The 16,521-nt window shown below is 64.7% G+C and carries 13 protein-coding genes and 1 pseudogene; 6 read left to right on the plus strand and 8 right to left on the minus strand.

From position 1 onward, the window contains the following. Window positions 1-253: pseudogene (locus ABY403_RS04345) on the minus strand (2,3,4,5-tetrahydropyridine-2,6-dicarboxylate N-succinyltransferase); the annotation flags it as partial. 87 nt (window positions 254-340) lie between these two features. On the opposite strand from ABY403_RS04345, the gene ABY403_RS04350 reads away from it, so the two are divergent. Beyond that, window positions 341-1,162: an LOG family protein gene (locus ABY403_RS04350; RefSeq protein ID WP_372839293.1), complete on the plus strand. Its 822-nt coding sequence runs from the start codon at window positions 341-343 to the stop codon at window positions 1,160-1,162. A gap of 3 nt (window positions 1,163-1,165) precedes the next feature. Next, the gene (locus ABY403_RS04355) at window positions 1,166-2,839 is read left to right on the plus strand and encodes an ArnT family glycosyltransferase (protein WP_372839296.1); all 1,674 of its coding nucleotides are present in this window, start codon (window positions 1,166-1,168) and stop codon (window positions 2,837-2,839) included. Here the strand turns inward: ABY403_RS04355 and ABY403_RS04360 are convergent. After that, a complete protein-coding gene (locus ABY403_RS04360; protein WP_372839298.1) occupies window positions 2,827-4,044 on the minus strand; it encodes a winged helix-turn-helix domain-containing protein in 1,218 nt (405 codons plus the stop codon). The two genes, ABY403_RS04355 and ABY403_RS04360, sit on opposite strands and share 13 nt — an antisense overlap. 218 nt (window positions 4,045-4,262) lie before the next feature. Here ABY403_RS04360 and ABY403_RS04365 point away from each other — a divergent pair, with 218 nt between their 5' ends. Then, window positions 4,263-5,549, plus strand: a complete 1,287-nt coding sequence (locus ABY403_RS04365; protein WP_372839303.1) for a cation:proton antiporter — start codon at window positions 4,263-4,265, stop codon at window positions 5,547-5,549. Between the two features lie 11 nt (window positions 5,550-5,560). Here ABY403_RS04365 and rlmN read toward each other — a convergent pair whose 3' ends face one another. Beyond that, complete coding sequence (rlmN, locus tag ABY403_RS04370; protein ID WP_372839306.1) at window positions 5,561-6,790, minus strand: 23S rRNA (adenine(2503)-C(2))-methyltransferase RlmN; 1,230 nt, start codon at window positions 6,788-6,790, stop codon at window positions 5,561-5,563. A gap of 72 nt (window positions 6,791-6,862) precedes the next feature. After that, window positions 6,863-7,390: an invasion associated locus B family protein gene (locus ABY403_RS04375; RefSeq protein ID WP_372839308.1), complete on the minus strand. Its 528-nt coding sequence runs from the start codon at window positions 7,388-7,390 to the stop codon at window positions 6,863-6,865. 170 nt (window positions 7,391-7,560) lie between these two features. On the opposite strand from ABY403_RS04375, the gene ABY403_RS04380 reads away from it, so the two are divergent. After that, window positions 7,561-8,550: an asparaginase gene (locus ABY403_RS04380; RefSeq protein ID WP_372839310.1), complete on the plus strand. Its 990-nt coding sequence runs from the start codon at window positions 7,561-7,563 to the stop codon at window positions 8,548-8,550. A 92-nt stretch (window positions 8,551-8,642) separates the two neighbouring features. Here the strand turns inward: ABY403_RS04380 and ABY403_RS04385 are convergent, their stop codons facing one another. After that, window positions 8,643-9,401 carry a TSUP family transporter gene (locus ABY403_RS04385; RefSeq protein WP_372839313.1) on the minus strand — a complete coding sequence of 253 codons (759 nt, stop codon included), beginning with the start codon at window positions 9,399-9,401 and terminating at the stop codon, window positions 8,643-8,645. A 174-nt stretch (window positions 9,402-9,575) separates the two neighbouring features. On the opposite strand from ABY403_RS04385, the gene ABY403_RS04390 reads away from it, so the two are divergent. After that, window positions 9,576-11,240 (plus strand): Na/Pi cotransporter family protein, encoded by a 1,665-nt coding sequence (locus ABY403_RS04390; protein WP_372839316.1) that lies wholly within the window; start codon window positions 9,576-9,578, stop codon window positions 11,238-11,240. Between the two features lie 2 nt (window positions 11,241-11,242). Here the strand turns inward: ABY403_RS04390 and ABY403_RS04395 are convergent, their stop codons facing one another. The 3 genes from ABY403_RS04395 to serB form a co-directional block, all read right to left on the minus strand. After that, complete coding sequence (locus ABY403_RS04395; RefSeq protein ID WP_372839318.1) at window positions 11,243-11,965, minus strand: alpha/beta hydrolase-fold protein; 723 nt, start codon at window positions 11,963-11,965, stop codon at window positions 11,243-11,245. Window positions 11,966-12,066: 101 nt separating this feature from the next. Further along, window positions 12,067-14,739 (minus strand): DUF2339 domain-containing protein, encoded by a 2,673-nt coding sequence (locus ABY403_RS04400; protein WP_372839321.1) that lies wholly within the window; start codon window positions 14,737-14,739, stop codon window positions 12,067-12,069. Between the two features lie 63 nt (window positions 14,740-14,802). Next, window positions 14,803-15,675, minus strand: coding sequence for a phosphoserine phosphatase SerB (gene serB, locus ABY403_RS04405; RefSeq protein WP_372839323.1), 873 nt, complete (start codon window positions 15,673-15,675; stop codon window positions 14,803-14,805). A 154-nt stretch (window positions 15,676-15,829) separates the two neighbouring features. On the opposite strand from serB, the gene ABY403_RS04410 reads away from it, so the two are divergent. Then, window positions 15,830-16,521 (plus strand): phosphoserine transaminase (locus ABY403_RS04410; protein ID WP_372839326.1); only part of this gene is annotated, 692 nt, incomplete at its 3' end.

Genomic DNA, 16,521 nt, shown 5'->3' on the forward strand with positions numbered 1-16,521 from the left:
CGCCACCCTGCGGGCCGCCGGTCTGCACCGCCATATCGTTCAGCCGAAAGCCCAGCAGCACCGCCTTTTTCGCCCATTGGTTGACGTGCCAATGGCCATCGGCCTGCCGGACGGCCACGCGCAGGCGGCCTTTATCCAGTTCTTCCAGCGTGGCTTCGACCGCTTCGCGGGCTTCGCCCTTGGTGGTGGTGCCGATGGTGTCGCGCGCCTCCCAGGCGGCATTGACGGAGGTCTCAAGGGCGCTCATCGGCATGGTGGCTGTGTCTTTCATATGGCATTGATCGATCTCAACCTATAATCGGGGCAGATCATGCGCGCAATGCACGCAAAGGAGAAGTCGATGAAAGACGAACCCCGCAGCCACCCGTTCCGCGATTCCGTGCAGGATGTCGCCGCCTCGCATCGTATTCCTGAAACGCCGCAAACGCGGGCGCCCGCCTATCGGCTGGCCTTTACCGACACCGATTTCCTGATGCGGGAAGAACTGCGCCCGGTGCGCTTGCAGCTAGAGCTATTGAAGCCGCAGTTGATATTGGACGAGCGCGGGGTGAACACCACGGTGGTGATGTTTGGCGGTGCGCGGATACCCGCGCCAGAGCTTAAGCATACCGCCAAAGTGCCTGCCTTGGGCGAGTTGAGCCATTATTACGAAGAAGCACGCCGCTTTGCCTTCATGATGACCGAGCAGAGCATGGCAAGCTACGGGCGCGAAAACGTCATCTGCACCGGCGGTGGTCCGGGGGTGATGGAGGCGGGCAATCGCGGCGCGCATGAGGCGGGCGGGCAGAGCATCGGGCTGAACATCGTGCTGCCGCACGAGCAAGCGCCCAATATCTATGTGACGCCCGACCTCAGCTTCAATTTCCACTACTTTGCCATCCGCAAGATGCATTTTCTGATGCGGGCGCGCGCGGTTTGCGTCTTTCCGGGCGGCTTCGGCACGATGGATGAAATGTTCGAGGCGCTGACGCTGATTCAGACCGGGCGGATGAAAAGCATCCCCTTCATCCTGTTCGGGCGGGTGTTCTGGGAAAAGGTCATCAACTGGGAGGCGCTGGTAGAAGCGGGCACGATTTCTGCCGATGACCTCGGGCTGATTTCGTTTGTCGAGACCGCCGAAGAGGCGGTGGAGGTTATCGCCAACTGGAAGAACGGCGTCTGATCCGTGCGCATGCTGGCCGCGCGGATCGAGGCGTTTTGGGCCGCGCAGACGGGGCGCGGCATAGGCGTTCTGTTGGCGCTGCTGGTGCTGGCGACCGTGCTGCCGGGGTTCAGCACGATGCCGCCTGTCGATCGAGACGAGGCGCGTTTTGCACAGGCAAGCCGACAAATGCTGGCCAGCGGCGATTTTATCGACATCCGCTTTCAGGATGGGCCGCGATACAAAAAGCCCGTGGGTATCTACTGGTTGCAATCCGCCGCCGTGGCGCTGACCGGCAAGGCCGAGGGTGCCGCGATCTGGCGCTATCGGTTGCCCTCGCTGCTGGCTGCGGTGATCGCGGTGCTGGCTGCTGCGCGCGCGGCTGCGGTGTTTGGCGGCGCGCGTGCCGGGCTGGCGGCAGGAACGATTCTGGCGGGCGCGCTGATTCTTGGCTTTGAGGCGCGGCTGGCCACGACCGATGCGGCGTTGCTGGCAACCATCGTGCTGGCGCAAGCCGTTCTGGCGCGGCTTTACCGCGATGCGCTGACCGCAGAGTTTGACCCACAGCGGCTAGCGCCGCGCGGGTTTGGCGCGCTGGCGCTGTTTTGGGGCGCGTTGGCGGCCTCGGTTTTGATCAAAGGGCCGATCGGGTTGTTGGTCAGTGGCGGCACCGTTGCGCTGTTGGCGCTTTGGCATCGCCGCGTGGCATGGCTGGGGGCGCTGCGCCCGCTTTGGGGCGGGTTGGCGTTGGCCGCGTTGGTGGTGCCGTGGTATCTGGCGATCAGCGTCAAGGCTGGCACAGAGTTTTGGGCCGAGGCGCTGGGCCGTGACCTTTTGGGTAAGGTCGCTGCCGCGCAAGAAAGCCACGGCGCGCCGCCCGGCACCTATCTGGCGGCGATGTGGCTGACGTTCTTTCCCGGCTCGATCCTTCTGGCGTTGTCGCTGCCCGCGTTGTGGCGGGCGCGGCGGTCGGCTTGGCTGACCTTTGCGCTGGCGTGGCTGCTGCCGTTCTGGCTGGTGCTGGAACTTAGCCCAACCAAGCTGCCGCATTATGTGCTGCCGCTGTATCCGGCGTTGGCACTGGCGCTGGCGCTGGTCTGGCCCGCTGTCGTGGCGGCGGGGCTGCGGTGGTGGCAATGGGCGCTGGCCGCAATAATCGGGGCAATCGCGCCGGGGCTGCTGTTGGTGCTAGGTGGCGTGGCGCAGGCGCAGTTTGGTGCGGTGCCTTTGGTGCCGATGACGGCGGGCTTGGCGGTGATCGGCCTTGGCGGCTGGTTGGCGGTGGTGGCGCTGCGGGCGCGCCTGTCGGGTGCGGCGCTGATCGGGTTCTGGCTGATGGGTGCGGCGCTGGGTGCGGGAAGTCTGGGGCTGCTGGCGCAGGTCGGCGCGCTTTGGCCCGCACCTGCGATTGTTTCGCTGGCGGTGGGGGAAGAATGCCCTGCGCCCACACTTCACGTTGCAGGGTTTGCAGAACCTTCGCTGGTGTTTCTCAGCCCCGGCCCAGTGCGCCATACGGATGCCGCAGAGGCCGCCGCTGCCCTTGCACAACCTGACGCCTGCATACGCGCGGTTTTGCCTTTGGCCGAAGCCGAGGCTGCACTAGCGGCGGCGGGTGTTTTTGCGCGCCATTTGGGCAGCGTGCAGGGCCTGAACCTTGGCAACGGCCAGCCGGTTTCGTTGGGCGTTTACGGCCGCTGAACCGGCTCGCGCTGCCAGTCGGGGGCAAAGTCGATGCGGCTGCAACCCGTGAAAGCCGCCATGCGCGCCAATTCGGCGTCAAGGCGCGCGGCTCGGGCCTTGGTAAGCGGGGCCCCCGCCTCTGGCCAGTAGGCGCGGATGGCCAGCACACCGCCCGCGCGCTCTGCCCGCATGTCGATGCGGCCGACAAGCTGCACGCCTTCCAGCACCGGAAAGACGTAATAGCCAAAGCGGCGCTGCGCTTCGGGCACGAAAACCTCGATACGGTAGTGAAAGCCGAAAAGCCGCTCGGTGCGCGCGCGGTCGCGCAGGGCGGGGTCGAAGGGTGAGAGGATGCGCAGACGGGGCGGGGGATCGGGCAGTTTGGCCGCATTTGCCAGCAGATCGGCGCGTGCGAGCGCGCGGCGGGGCATACCATCAGCGCCTTGCACCGCAACCTCGATCAGATCGCCCGACGCAAGGCCCGCGTCGCACCACGCCCGCGCCTCATCGGGGCGGACCGCGCGCCAGAAGGCTGCGATTTCGCCGGGCGTGGCAAAGCCAAGCCGATCAAGCGCACTGCCGCAGGCCCAGTTGACGGTCTGCTCTGCCGAGGGTGCGGCTGCGCGCAGCGGTGCCGGGATCACCCGTTCAGATAAATCATAGACCTTTTGAAAGCCCTCGCGCCGGGTGATCGCCAGCGCGCCAGTGCGCCAGAGCCATTCGAGCGCGGTCTTGGAGGGGTGCCAATCCCACCAGCCGCCTTTGCCGCGCGCCTCGCCCTCGCCTACTTCGGAAGATTTCACGGGCCCATCGGCCTCGATCCGGCGCAGGATCGTGTCGAACTGCGCCTCGTACCCTTCGCGGAACCACTTGCGCCAGTTGCTGTGCAGCCGGTCTGCATCGCGCGCGAACCGGTGCCGCCAATGGGGGTAAAGCGCGATCGGCAAGATCGCGGCGTCATGGGTCCAATGTTCCCAAAGCAGCCGCTTGCGCTCGATCAGCGGGGCCAGCGCCTCGGAGCGATAGCTTTGGCGGCGCGCGAACAGGATCATGTGATGCGCGCGCGCGACCGTCTGGATGCTATCGACCTGCACGAAGCCTAGGCTTTCGACAAGGCCCGCCAGTGCTGCACCGCTGGCCGCGCCCGTGGGTGGCGTGGCAAGGCCCGCACCGGCAAGGAACAGGCGGCGGGCCGTGGCGTTGGGCAAAAGCGGCAAGGTCATGGCGAAGGCGTAGCAGGGTGTGCGGGCGGGTCAATAGGGGCTTGGCGTGGCAGTGCTCGGCACAGATTTCGCGGGGGTGTTGCCAAAAACAGCACGGTTCTTTGCGTCATGCAGCCAAGGCATTGAAAATTGGCACCTACAGAATAGCTTGGAATCACTCGCCACAGCACTTTACCTCGGAGGCACACGGATGCAGCGCGTCTGCTGCGGTGCTTGCCATGATTGCAGAGGACCGCCAGTTGACGCATGACGCGCCCCTTATCGCCACGATTGTAGCGGGCCTTGGTCTTGCGTTTCTGTTTGGCTTGGTGGCGCAGCGGTTTCGCTTGCCGATGCTGGCGGGCTATCTGTTGGCCGGGGTCGTGATCGGGCCTTTTACGCCGGGATATGTTGCCGATCAGGAGCTTGCAGCAGAGCTTGCCGAGCTTGGCGTCGTCTTGCTGATGTTCGGGGTGGGGTTGCAGTTTTCCGTCAAGGAATTGATGGCGGTGCGCGCTATCGCCATCCCCGGCGCGTTGGGGCAGATCGCGGTGGCGACGCTGGCCGGTGTGATGGTCGGCTGGTTGAGCGGTTGGGGCATAGGCGCGGGGCTGATATTTGGCCTTTCGCTTTCGGTGGCATCTACGGTGGTGTTGCTGAGCGCCTTGCAGAACCGCCGGATTCTGAAAACTAGGCGCGGCAGCATCGCCGTGGGCTGGCTGATCGTTGAAGATCTGGTGATGGTGGTGTCGCTGGTGCTGATCCCGCCGCTGGCCGGTGTTCTGGGCGGCACTGCCGCGCCTATTTCAGACGAGGCCGTGCAGGCCGCGCGCTTGGGCTTGGGCCCGATTGCCGGGATGTTGCTGATAACGGCGCTGAAGCTGGCGGCCTTCGTTGCGCTGATGATGGTTGTCGGGCGCAAGCTGATACCGGCGATCTTGCACTATGTAGCGATGACCGGAAACCGCGAGCTGTTTCGGTTGGCGGTGCTTGCAACCGCGCTGGGCGTGGCGTTCGGGTCTGCCTATATGTTTGGGGTGTCCTTCGCGCTTGGCGCGTTTTTTGCGGGCATGGTGATGGCCGAGTCGACACTGGCAAGCCAAGCGATGCGCGAAACGCTGCCTTTGCGCGATGCCTTTGCGGTGCTGTTCTTTGTCTCGGTGGGGATGCTGTTTGATCCCCAAGTCGTGGCCGATGCGCCGCTTGCCTTGCTGGCGACGGTGGTGGTGATCTTGCTGGTCAAATCCGCCGCGGCGTTCGGCATCGTTCGCGCATTTGGCTACGAGCGGCGCGTGGCGCTGACAATTGCCGCCAGCCTTGCGCAGATCGGCGAGTTTTCGTTCATTCTGATCGTGATGGGGCAGCAGCTAGATATCGTGCCGATCGAGGCGCGCGACCTTGTGGTGGCGGGCGCGATGATCTCGATCTTGCTCAACCCGCTGCTGTTTCACCTGTCGGAGCGCTGGGCCGCGCGTTTCGAACCGGCTGCGGATGAGCCGGTTGCTTCGGAACCCGAAGACGATTGAGCCTGCCTGCGTTAATGCAAATCGGGCGCGTCGGGGCGGCGCGCAACGCGGGGCGGCGGCGGTTGGCCCGCCTCGGCGGCAATTTCGGCGCGGCTTTTGCGGGCGCGCTCGGTAGCCGATTTCAACTGGCCGCAAGCCGCCATGATGTCTTCGCCGCGCGGGGTGCGGATCGGGCTTGCGTAGCCTGCGTTGTGGATGATGTCTGCAAAGGCGTGGATGCGGTTGCCGGACGAGCGTTTGTAGGGCGCGCCGGGCCATTCGTTGAACGGAATGAGGTTCACCTTGGCCGGGATGCCCTGCAACAGCGCCACCAGCCGATGCGCGTCTTCCTTGCTGTCGTTGACGCCGTCGAGCATCACATATTCAAACGTGATCCGTTCAGAATTGCTAAGCCCCGGGTAGGCGCGCAAAGCGTCAAGCAAGGTGGCGATGTTCCATTTGCGGTTGATCGGCACCAGACGGTCGCGCACTTCGTCGGTTGTGGCGTGGAACGATACCGCCAGCAGGCAGCCGATCTCGGTGGCGGTGCGGGCAATTTCTGGCACGACGCCCGAGGTGGATAGCGTGATGCGGCGGCGGCCAAGTGCGATGCCTTCGTTGTCCATCACGACTTTCATCGCATCGCGCACGTTCTCGAAGTTGTAGAGCGGCTCGCCCATGCCCATCAGCACGACGTTCGAGATTAGCCGGGTTTCGTCTTTGGGCGCGCCCTGCTTGGGCCATTCGCCCAGATCGTCGCGCGCCAGCATCACCTGCCCGACGATCTCGCCCGCGGTCAGGTTGCGCACCAGCGTCTGGGTGCCCGTGTGGCAGAAGGTGCAGGTAAGCGTGCAGCCAACTTGGCTGGAAATGCACAAAGTGCCGCGATTGTCCTCGGGGATATAGACAACCTCAACCTCATGCCCACCCGCGATACGCACCAGATATTTGCGCGTGCCGTCGTCGGAAACCTGCCGGGTGACGACCTCGGGCAAAACAATCTCGAAACTCTCGGCCAGCAGGGCGCGATAGTCCTTGGCAAGGTTCGACATCAGGGCAAAATCGCGCACGCCCCAGTGATAGACCCATTGCCAAACCTGACCGACACGCATGTTCGCTTGCCGCTCGGGCGTGCCAGCGGCTATCAGCGCTGCGCGCAATTGCGGGCGGGTCAGCCCCACGATGTTGGTGCGCGCGCCCTCTGGCCGCTTGCGCGGCAGAATGCGGACCTCTGGGGTTACGGGCAGCAAAGCGTCAGTCATGGCGTATCCAATAGCCGGGAAGGCCCCGATATAGGGGATTCGCCGCCAGAACGGAACAGTGCAGATACAGGCTTATTTGCAGCGCGTCGCGGCCTCTTCCAGCGCGGCGGTAAAGCCCAAGAGCGAGAAGGTATCTTTGGTGACCGTGCCGCGCGCCGAACGCCCGGTGACAATTGCCGAAGACCCCGCCTTCATCGCCGCTGCGATCTTGGCGTCGTCATCGGGCGAACCTGCCCAAGCGGTTTCGTTTTGCGTGAACAGTTCGAACTTGGTGCCGTTTACATCCAGCTCGACCGTCGAGTTGGGCGCGAAAGGGTAACCACCGGCGAATGACACCTCGCCCTTCGATCCAGAGAAGAACGAGACGTAAAGCAAAATCTTGCCACGCGTCACCTGCGCGGGTTTGCCGTCACGGGTGTTCAGCGTTTCTTTGGGCTGCGATACGATCCAGCACGATTTCGTGGGGTTTTCTTCGACAAACACGCTCCAGTCGGTCGCGGCAGCGACGCGGTTGGTGCTATCCTGCGCCAGCGCGGGCGTGAAAGGTATGCTCAACGCCAGCATTGCAATCAATGCACCACGGATTGCGGAATTGGTCATCTCTCAACGGCCTCCAGCCTTACTGCCTCAGCATCACACCACCGGGCTTAAACCCTTTTTTCGGATGGCGGAGTGCTTTTCAACTCGATATCGAACAGATAGCGCACTTTCCGCAGCGGGTAAAACCCTCGTTGGCGGGAAACCGCGCAAAACCTTGCGAGGAGACGGGCATGGCGGCGGTGCCGATGGTAGAACTGTGGCGTGGCGGGCGGCTGGAAAGCACACATTCCGGGCATGCGGTGGTCTGGGGGCCGGGCGGAATCGAGGCATCTTGGGGCGATCCGGGGGCGGTGATCTTTCCGCGTTCGTCGTGCAAGATGATCCAGGCGCTGCCGCTGATCGAAAGCGGGGCTGCGGCTGCGGCGGGTTTGACCGAGCGGCAATTGGCGCTGTCTTGCGCAAGCCACCAAGGCGCGGCGATCCATACCGAGGCGGTTACGGAATGGCTTGCGGGCCTTGGCCTTGGCGAGGCCGATCTGCGCTGCGGCTCGCACCTGCCCTACGACGCGGCCGCGCAGAAGGCGCTGGTCTGTTCCGACACCGCACCTTGCCAGATTCACAACAACTGTTCGGGCAAACATTCGGGGTTTCTGACGCTGAACAAACACCTCGGCGGGGGCCCCGAATATGTAGAGCCCGCACATCCGGTGCAGCGCGCCGTGCTTGAAGCCTTTGAAGATGTAACCGGCGAGGTCAGCCCCGGCTTCGGCATCGACGGCTGCTCGGCCCCGAACTTTGCCACTTCGGTTGCGGGGCTTGCGCGGGCGATGGCGTTTTTCGCCGCCGCCAACCCCGAAGGGGGCCACCGCGAGGCGGCTGCGGCACGGCTGGCGCGCGCGATGATGGCCTACCCGGAAATGGTGGCCGGCGAAGGGCGCGCCTGCACCCTGCTGATGCGCGCCATGGAAGGAAAGGTTGCGGTAAAAACCGGGGCCGAGGCGGTTTTCGTGGCAATCCTGCCGGAACAAAAGCGCGGCATCGCGCTCAAGATCCTCGATGGCGCGACCCGCGCATCCGAGGCGGCGATCACGGCGCTTTTGGTCAGATATGGCGCATTGCCCGCCGCGCACCCGATAGCGCGCAAATATGCTGGGGCGCCGCTGACCAACTGGCGCGGGCTGGTTACGGGCGAGATGCGCATTGCGGCGGGGTTTGCCTGACCTTTCGCACTGCTTCAGATAAAATATCCCCGCCGGAGGCTGCCTGCATCGGTGCGGCGCTCCGCGGGGGATATTTGGGCTGAAGCATAGTGCTAGAGCATCTGCCAGATCAGCCGCAGCGCCAGAAGCGTTGAGGTTATGACCAGAAGCGGCTTGATCAGCGGGGCACCGATGCGCATCGCAAGCCGCGAGCCAAGCCGCGCCCCCGCGATCTGCGCCAGTCCCATGGCAAGGCCCACGCCCCACCACGGCGCGCCGATCAGCGTAAACGCCAGCAAACCACCAAGGTTCGAGGCGAAGTTCAGCAGTTTCGTATGCGCCGTGGCGCGCAGCACGCCGTAGCCTGCAAGCGTTACAAAGCCGATCATGTAAAACGCCCCGGCACCGGGGCCGATCAGGCCGTCATAGAACCCGATCAGCGGAACCACGAAGGCGGTGAATGCGGCGGGGGGAATACGTTCGGCGCGGTCGGTATCGTCCAACCCTTTGCGAAGCCAGAAAAACGCGGCGATGCCGATCAGAACCACGGGCAGCACAAGGCGCAAGGGCTCGGTCGGGATGATCGAGACCAAAAGCGCGCCCGCGATACCGGCGGCAAGGGCAATTGCCGCCGCGCCGATCTGACGGCGCAGGTTCACATGGCCGCGCGCCGCGAAGCTGAGTGCAGCGGTGGCTGCGCCAAACACGCCCTGTACCTTGTTGGTCGATAGCGCCTGCAAGGGCGAAGCGCCCGCCAGAAGAAGTGCCGGCACGGTAATCAGCCCTCCGCCCCCTGCGATCGAGTCGACAAAGCCTGCGGCGAATGCAGCGGCGATCAGCATCAGGGCGAGGTCGAGGGAAACTTCGAACATCAGGCGCTCCAGCAGGCAAGACGCGCCTTGATCACGGGGCTGCGGGGCGAAGTAAAGGGGCCGCAGCCGCGGATGTTACGGATTTCGGCGGGCATGGACTTTCGGCGGCAGTTGGCCGCAAATGAGAGGATTAGGGTGCCGTGTGCAAAGCTGTCATGCGGCAAGGGAGGTGGCGTGGAAAATCCGGGCGTGGTTTTGTTCTTGCTACAGATCGCGGGGGCGGCGGCTTTGCTGATCTGGTCCGTGCGGCTGGTGCGCACGGGCGTTGAGCGCGCCTTCTCGGTGCCGCTGCGGCGCTGGCTGCGGCTTGGCGCGGGGCGCCCGGCGCTGGCGGCGTTGGCGGGGGCGGGTGTTGCGGTGTTGCTGCAAAGCTCTACCGCCGTGACGATGCTGGCCACCTCTTTCATCACGGCGGGCACCATGAGCGCCTCGGTGGCGCTTGCGATCGTGCTGGGTGCCGATGTCGGTTCGGCGCTGGTGGTGCAGTTGTTGCTTTTGCACCGCGATTGGCTGCTGCCCTTGCTGCTGCTGGTGGGTGTCACGCTGTTCTTGCGAAGTGAATCCAAGACGTTGCGCCAAAACGGGCGGATCGTGATCGGGCTTGCACTGATTTTCATCTCGCTGGGCATGATCCGCGATGCGACCGAGCCTTTGCGCGAAAGCGCCGCGGTGGCGGGCGCGATGGGGTATCTGGGCGGCGATGCGATTACGGCCTTTGTGATTGGCGCGGTATTTGCTTGGGCGGTGCAATCAAGCGTGGCGGCGGTGCTGCTGGTGGTGACATTCGTGGCGCAGGGGGTGATGCCGGTTCCCGTGGCGGCGGCTGTGGTGCTGGGGGCAAACCTTGGTGGCAGTTTTGTTGCGTGGTTCCTGACGCTTTCTGCCGAGGTAGAGGCGCGTCGGGTGGTGCTGGCCAACCTTTTACTGCGCGGAGGCGGTGCGGTTGCGGCGCTAATGGCGCTGGGTGCGGTGGTGGCGTGGTTGCCGCTGATCGGCGGCGATGTGCGCCAGATTCTGACATTGCACCTTGGCTTCAACCTGCTGGTCGCGCTGGTGTCGCTGCCGTTTCGCGGCGTGGTGCTGCGCGTTACAGAGCGGATTCTGCGCACCCCCGAGGTGCCCGCAGAACTGGCGCGTCTGTCGGCGCTGGAACCTGCGGCGCTTTCGTTCCCGGACCGGGCACTGGCCTGTGCCGCGCGCGAGGTCTTGCACATGGGTGAAGAGGTCGAGGCGATGCTGCGCCCCGTGGTCAAGCTGTACGCCACTTGGGATGAGCCAACCGCCGAGGCGATCCGGGTGAAAGAACGCGCCGTGGACCGGATGCATTTCGAGGTAAAGCTATACCTTGCCCGCCTTACCCGCGAAAGCGAGGGGGTAGAGGTGGCGCGGCGCAGTGTCGAGCTTGCGGACCTTGCCGCCAATATCGAGGCGGCGGGCGATGCGATTTCGCGTGTGATGCTGGGGCTCGCGGCGCGGATGAGCACCGAGAACCTTCAGTTTTCCGATAGCGGCTGGAAAGAGCTGACCGATTTTCACGACCGTGTGCTGGCCAACGCGCAATCGGCGCTGAATGTGCTGATGACGCTTAACCCCGATGCGGCGCGCGCGCTGGTTGAGGAAAAGGAACGGGTGCGCGCGGTCGAACACGACCTCCAACGTTCGCATCTGGAACGGTTGCGGCAGGGGCGGGTGGAAAGCATCGAGACCTCGAACATCCATCAGGAAACGCTGCGCGCGCTCAAGCAGGTGAACACCGCCTTCACGATGGTCGCCTACCCGATCCTGTCAGAGACGGGCGATCTGCTGGCCAGCCGCCTTGCGCGCCCGCCAGCGGGGTGAGGTTATTGCGCTATGTCGCGGGTGATCTTGTCGAAGAAAAACGCCTGCCCCTCGGGCGTGCGCAGCGAAAAGATCGAGTGTTGGTCGGTGCCGCGAACCTCGAAATAGACATCTGCGCCAGCGGCGGTCAGCAGATCGCGCGATTGCTTGGCACCTTGATGGTAGGCAAAGTCCTCGCCGCCGACGAACAGGTTAATGGGGATTTCTTTTAGCACGGCCACGTTGGGCAGGTCTTCATCGGCGACGTAGCTGGAGGTCGAGGTGATCGTGCGGAACATTTCGGGGTGGCGGATCGCCACGCGAAAGGCAGATTCGCCCCCCGCCGAATGGCCGGTGATGTAGAACTTGCCGCCCTCGACCGGGTAGCTTTTCAACATCTCGTCCATGAACATCGGTATCAGCGTATCGTCGGCGTAGGGCCCATACATCGGGCGCACGCCGTTATATTCGGTGGAAAGACCGATCAGGATCATGCCGCGTTTGCCGGCCTCTTCCTCGAGGTATTGCACCATGCTTACGGCACCTTCGAGGGCTTGTTCGCCACCCGGAATGGCCAGCAATGTGGGATAGGTCTTTGCAGGGTCAAAACCCGGCGGCAGTGCCACTGCATAGCGCCCGTCTGTGCCATCGGGCAGCGCGATCTTGAACAGATCTGCGGCGTGCGCTGCGCCTGCAAGACCTATCGCCAGCGCCAGTGTCGCAACGCGTGCAAATACCCTGTTCATGCCAAGCTCTCCCAATGGCACCGCAGTGCCCGTTTCTGATTATAGAACGCGTCCGCATATATCGCGGAATCTGAAGGCCAAGCATGGTCAAAACGTCGCGGTCAGGGGATTGTGCCACGCTGCTGGCCTGCGGCCCAGCGGTTGAGCCATGCAGCACCCGCAAGCGCAAGCCCAAGCCCCAGAAATGAGGCGACGCGGGTCAGCCCGGTCAGGCCCGCCGCGTCAAGCAAGAACACCTTGGCCACGGTCAGCACCACCACCGCCATCGCCAGCCGCCGCAAGGGGGCCGAACCGCGCGCAATGGCCTGATAGAGCAATGCTGCGGCCACAAGCACCAGCGCCACGGTGTAGCTGATCAACTCGCCCTGCGGCACGCCGCCCTGCCAAAGCGTATCGCCCACCCAGAAGCGGCGGATTTCAAGCGCGAGCCAAAGTGCGGCCAGTAGCCCCGCGCCTGCCAGAAGCGGCAGGTGCGCGCGTGGCAGGCGGTTGCGCAATGCGCGTGCTGCGGCAAATGCAAGGGCTGTGGGCACAAGGTAGGCAAGCGTCAGCGTGTCAAGCGGAGTTGGGCCCGCAACGGCGTTGTCGCCAGCCAGCCCCGGGTTGACGAGCGGGTTGGCCACCAGCGCGGCCCCTGCAAGCCCCGCAAGACCGATTGCCCCCGAAAGCGCCGCGAGAACCTTGCGAAAGGGGCGCAATGGCCCGCCTGTTTGCATCCGCCAGAGTGCAACCAGCGCGGTCACAAGCCACGGCAGCGCCAGCAGCGCCATGCCCCAATGTGTGGCCGCGGCATCGCCCACGAAACTGTCACGAAGCCAGCGGAATATCACAATATCCGCAAAGATCGTGGCAAAGCCCACGCCTGCGCTTTCCAGCAGCGGCGTCACCCGATCGCGGCCAAGGCCTTGCAGCAGCACCCAAGCCCCGGCCGAGGCGGCAGAGGCCGCGAGGAAGGCTAGTGCTACCTCCCAAAGTGGCGCGGCAAGCGCCCAGTCGATGCCGGGATCAAGCAAGAGCCGCCAGCTGAGCACCAGAAGTGCTGCCTGAATGAACCAACCCATTTCCGGCAGCCGGATGCGCCGGTCAAGCGCTGCGGCGACCACCACCAGCACCGAAAGCGCCACGGTCAGTGCTGCCTCTGACAACAGGATGAACAGTGCAAATGCGATCAGCGACAGCGCCGAAAGCGTGGCGAGCGCGGCGCGGCGCAGATTTGCGGCATCGGCCCGTGCATACAGCACCGCCAGCCAGACCATCAGCGCCGCCAGTGCGATAACGTGCAGCGCCCAAGGGTAGGCCCCGATCACCAGCGCAGGTGCCCAGAAAAGTTCAAGCGTCAGCGCCGCAAGCGGGGCAAAGAGCACAGCGCCCGCGGCCCAGAATGGCGCGATCGGCGCATCGGCCGCGCGCAGGCTGCGCCACGCGGCGGCTAAGCTGCCCGCCAGCGCCAGCGCCAAGAGCAGCGTGACGGTTAGGGGCGCGGAACTTTCCGGTTCGCGCAGCAGGGTCATTTGCGCCATGAAATCGCTGTGCAGCCTGCCGCCAGAGCCTTCAAAAGCAAGCCGCGCGATGAAGGCAAGCGCGGGCAGCGCCGTCAGGTCAGCCAGCGCCGGGGCACCCTTGGCCCAAAGTGCGAGGGCCAGCACCAGCGCCGCCAGCATCGCAAAAACCGCGAGGCTTTCAGAGGCAGTATCGGTGCCAAGAAGCGCCAGCGTCAGGCTTGCCGCAAGCGTGCTGCCCGCCACCAGACGCACCGGAAAGGCGGGCCATTGGCCGACACCGCGCACCAGCCGAACGGAAGCCAAGGGGCCGTCATGAGCAGGCATCAGCGCCAGCGGCGGAAGCGCGATTGCATGCAGCACAAGTGCAGCGAGTTCGGCCGCGAACCAGCCCGGCGCGCCGCCACTTGCCAGAACCAGCGTACCCCCGCCGTAGCCAAGGGCCAGCGCCAGCACCGAAACCCATGCCCAGCGGCGGGCCGCATCAATCGCAAGGCCGGTTGCGGTGACAAGGGCGAAATAGGGGAAAAGCCACCACGTCGCCTCGGCGCTGCCGCCGACAAGGAAAGGTGCCGCAGCTGCGCCCACAAGGCCCACCGCCGCCAGCCACGGCCCGTAGAGCCAGCCCAGCACCATCGCCAGTGCTGCCACGCCCAGCAGCCCGGCAAAGGCAACCTCGGGGCCGATCAGCCCGTAAAGCTGGCGCGCCGCAACGACTGAGGCGAACAGCGCCACGATGCCCGCACCCGAAAAGGTGGAGGGTAGATAGGCCGTGGCCTGCCGGGTGCTGTCACCGTGACGGCGGCGCAACCATTCGCCCGCGCCCACCAGCGCAAGGCCCAAGGCCATCGCCGCGGCAACCCGTGCGGCAGGTGGCAGCAGGCCATGTTCGACACCGTATTGCAGCAGAAAGATTGCGGCGAGCGCTAGCGAGGCGGCCGAAACCGCATAGACCCAATTGCGCACCAGCCACGCGGTGGCGGCCCTGAGCCGTTCGGTACTGACCACCAGCGGCCGGTTCTGGTCAGCCGGTTTGGCGGCGCGGGCCGGTGGGGGGAGTTGGGGTGCGGCAGGGGTGGGGGCGGCCGCAAGGGTTTTAGGCGCAGTTTCGGCGCGTTTCGGCAAGGCGGCATCGGCCGCGCGCGGCTCTGCCTCGATCCGCGCCAGCCTTTCGGTCAGCCTGCGCAAGCGCGCTGCCAGCACCAGAACATAGATCGGTAGCCATATCAGAACGCCGACAACGCTCAGTGCCAGCAAAATCAGAAAACTGTCCATCGCCAGAACCCATGCGCTACCCAAATGCGATCAAGCTACGCTGGGCGCGAAGCGCTGGCAATCTCAGGCGAAATCGCTGATCGAGTAGCCTTGCAGATAGAGAAGGGCAGTCAGATCGCCGTGGTTGATGCGCATCTCGCATTGGGCGGCGACCGAAGGCTTGGCGTGCAGCGCCACGCCAGCCCCGGCAAGGTGCAACATGCCCAGATCGTTGGCCCCATCGCCCACCGCCAGAACATCGGCGGGGGTCAGCCCGAGGCGGGTGGTGATTTCCTGCAATGCGGCCACCTTGGCGGCGCGGCCCAGAATCGGGTGGGCAACCGCGCCCGTCAGATGACCATCTTGCACAAGCAAGGTGTTGGCGTGGTGCTCGTCAAAGCCCAGATGTGCTGCGACAGTTGCGCTAAAGGCGGTAAAGCCGCCCGACACCAGCACCGCGTGGCCACCGAAGGCGTGCATCGTGGCGATCAGCGTGCGCCCGCCGGGGGTGTAGGTGATGCGCTCGGCCAGAACCTGCGCGATGACCGCTTCGGGCAGGCCGCGCAGTAGCGCCACCCGCTCGGTCAACGCGCCTTCGAAATCCAGCTCGCCATTCATGGCGCGGGCGGTGATGTCTTTCACCTGCGCACCAACGCCTGCCACATCGGCCAGTTCGTCAATACATTCCTGCCCGATCATGGTGCTGTCCATATCGGCCAGCAGCATCCGCTTTTGCCGCCCCTCGGCGGGCTGCACGACAAGGTCGATGCCAAGCTCTTGCAACCCGGCCCAGACATCCCAGCGATTTGCCGGAACCTCGGGCAGCGCAATCTCTGCCGCGATGCCGGGGTTTAGCCAGACCGCCTCGCCCCCGCCCCATGCGTCGCGCAGGCTTTCGACTGCAACGCGGTCCAACGGGCGCCCGGTGGGGTTGGCGATGAGGCTGGCGATAAACATGGCGGCTGTTTCCGATAGTGAACGCGGCGCGTCGCTTTTTGCTGGCAAAGCGCCGCTTAGCGCAATTTGACCGCTTGTGCCAGTGCTGCGGCGCAGCTATTCCCGGCGGCGGGACACCCCTCCCCAACGGGGGGCATTTATCTGGAAGGATACCATGTCTGAGCTACAGACCCCGGGCGCGCGCCCGGCAAACCCGCGCTTTTCCTCTGGCCCCTGTGCTAAAATCCCCGGCTTCACGCTGGAAATGCTGGCCGATGCGCCGCTGGGCCGTTCGCACCGTGCAGCGGTGGGCAAAGCCAAGCTGAAAGAAGCGATCGATCTGACCCGCGAGGTGCTGCGCGTGCCCGAGGGATACCGCATCGGCATCGTGCCCGGATCGGATACCGGTGCTGTGGAAATGGCGCTTTGGTCGCTGCTTGGGGCGCGGCCGGTCGAAATGCTGGCATGGGAAAGTTTTGGCGAAGGCTGGGTGACCGATGTCATCAAGCAACTGAAACTTGACGCCAAGGTGCGCAAAGCCGCGTATGGCGAGATCGTGGATTTTGCCGAAGTCGATTTCAACGCCGACGTGGTGTTTACGTGGAACGGCACCACCTCGGGTGTGCGGGTGCCGAATGGCGATGCGATCCCCGCCGACCGGCAGGGGCTGACGATTTGCGACGCCACAAGCGCTGCGTTTGCGATGGACCTGCCGTGGGACAAGCTGGATGTGGTGACCTTCAGCTGGCAGAAAGTGCTGGGCGGCGAAGGCGCGCATGGGGTGCTGATCCTGTCGCCGCGCGCTGTGGCGCGGCTGGAAAGCTATACCCCCGCATGGCCGCTGCCCAAGATCTTCCGCATGACCAA

This window comes from Phaeovulum sp. (assembly GCF_041596715.1).
Lineage (GTDB): Bacteria > Pseudomonadota > Alphaproteobacteria > Rhodobacterales > Rhodobacteraceae > UBA6213.

Excerpts from the sequence above, each read along its gene's own strand:
- ABY403_RS04350 (WP_372839293.1), top strand. The coding sequence starts at position 341 with ATGAAAGACGAACCCCGCAGCCACCCGTTCCGCGATTCCGTGCAGGAT.
- ABY403_RS04360 (WP_372839298.1), bottom strand. The coding sequence starts at position 4,044 with ATGACCTTGCCGCTTTTGCCCAACGCCACGGCCCGCCGCCTGTTCCTT.
- ABY403_RS04365 (WP_372839303.1), top strand. The coding sequence starts at position 4,263 with ATGATTGCAGAGGACCGCCAGTTGACGCATGACGCGCCCCTTATCGCC.
- rlmN (WP_372839306.1), bottom strand. The coding sequence starts at position 6,790 with ATGACTGACGCTTTGCTGCCCGTAACCCCAGAGGTCCGCATTCTGCCG.
- ABY403_RS04375 (WP_372839308.1), bottom strand. The coding sequence starts at position 7,390 with ATGACCAATTCCGCAATCCGTGGTGCATTGATTGCAATGCTGGCGTTG.
- ABY403_RS04380 (WP_372839310.1), top strand. The coding sequence starts at position 7,561 with ATGGCGGCGGTGCCGATGGTAGAACTGTGGCGTGGCGGGCGGCTGGAA.
- ABY403_RS04385 (WP_372839313.1), bottom strand. The coding sequence starts at position 9,401 with ATGTTCGAAGTTTCCCTCGACCTCGCCCTGATGCTGATCGCCGCTGCA.
- ABY403_RS04395 (WP_372839318.1), bottom strand. The coding sequence starts at position 11,965 with ATGAACAGGGTATTTGCACGCGTTGCGACACTGGCGCTGGCGATAGGT.
- ABY403_RS04400 (WP_372839321.1), bottom strand. The coding sequence starts at position 14,739 with ATGGACAGTTTTCTGATTTTGCTGGCACTGAGCGTTGTCGGCGTTCTG.
- serB (WP_372839323.1), bottom strand. The coding sequence starts at position 15,675 with ATGTTTATCGCCAGCCTCATCGCCAACCCCACCGGGCGCCCGTTGGAC.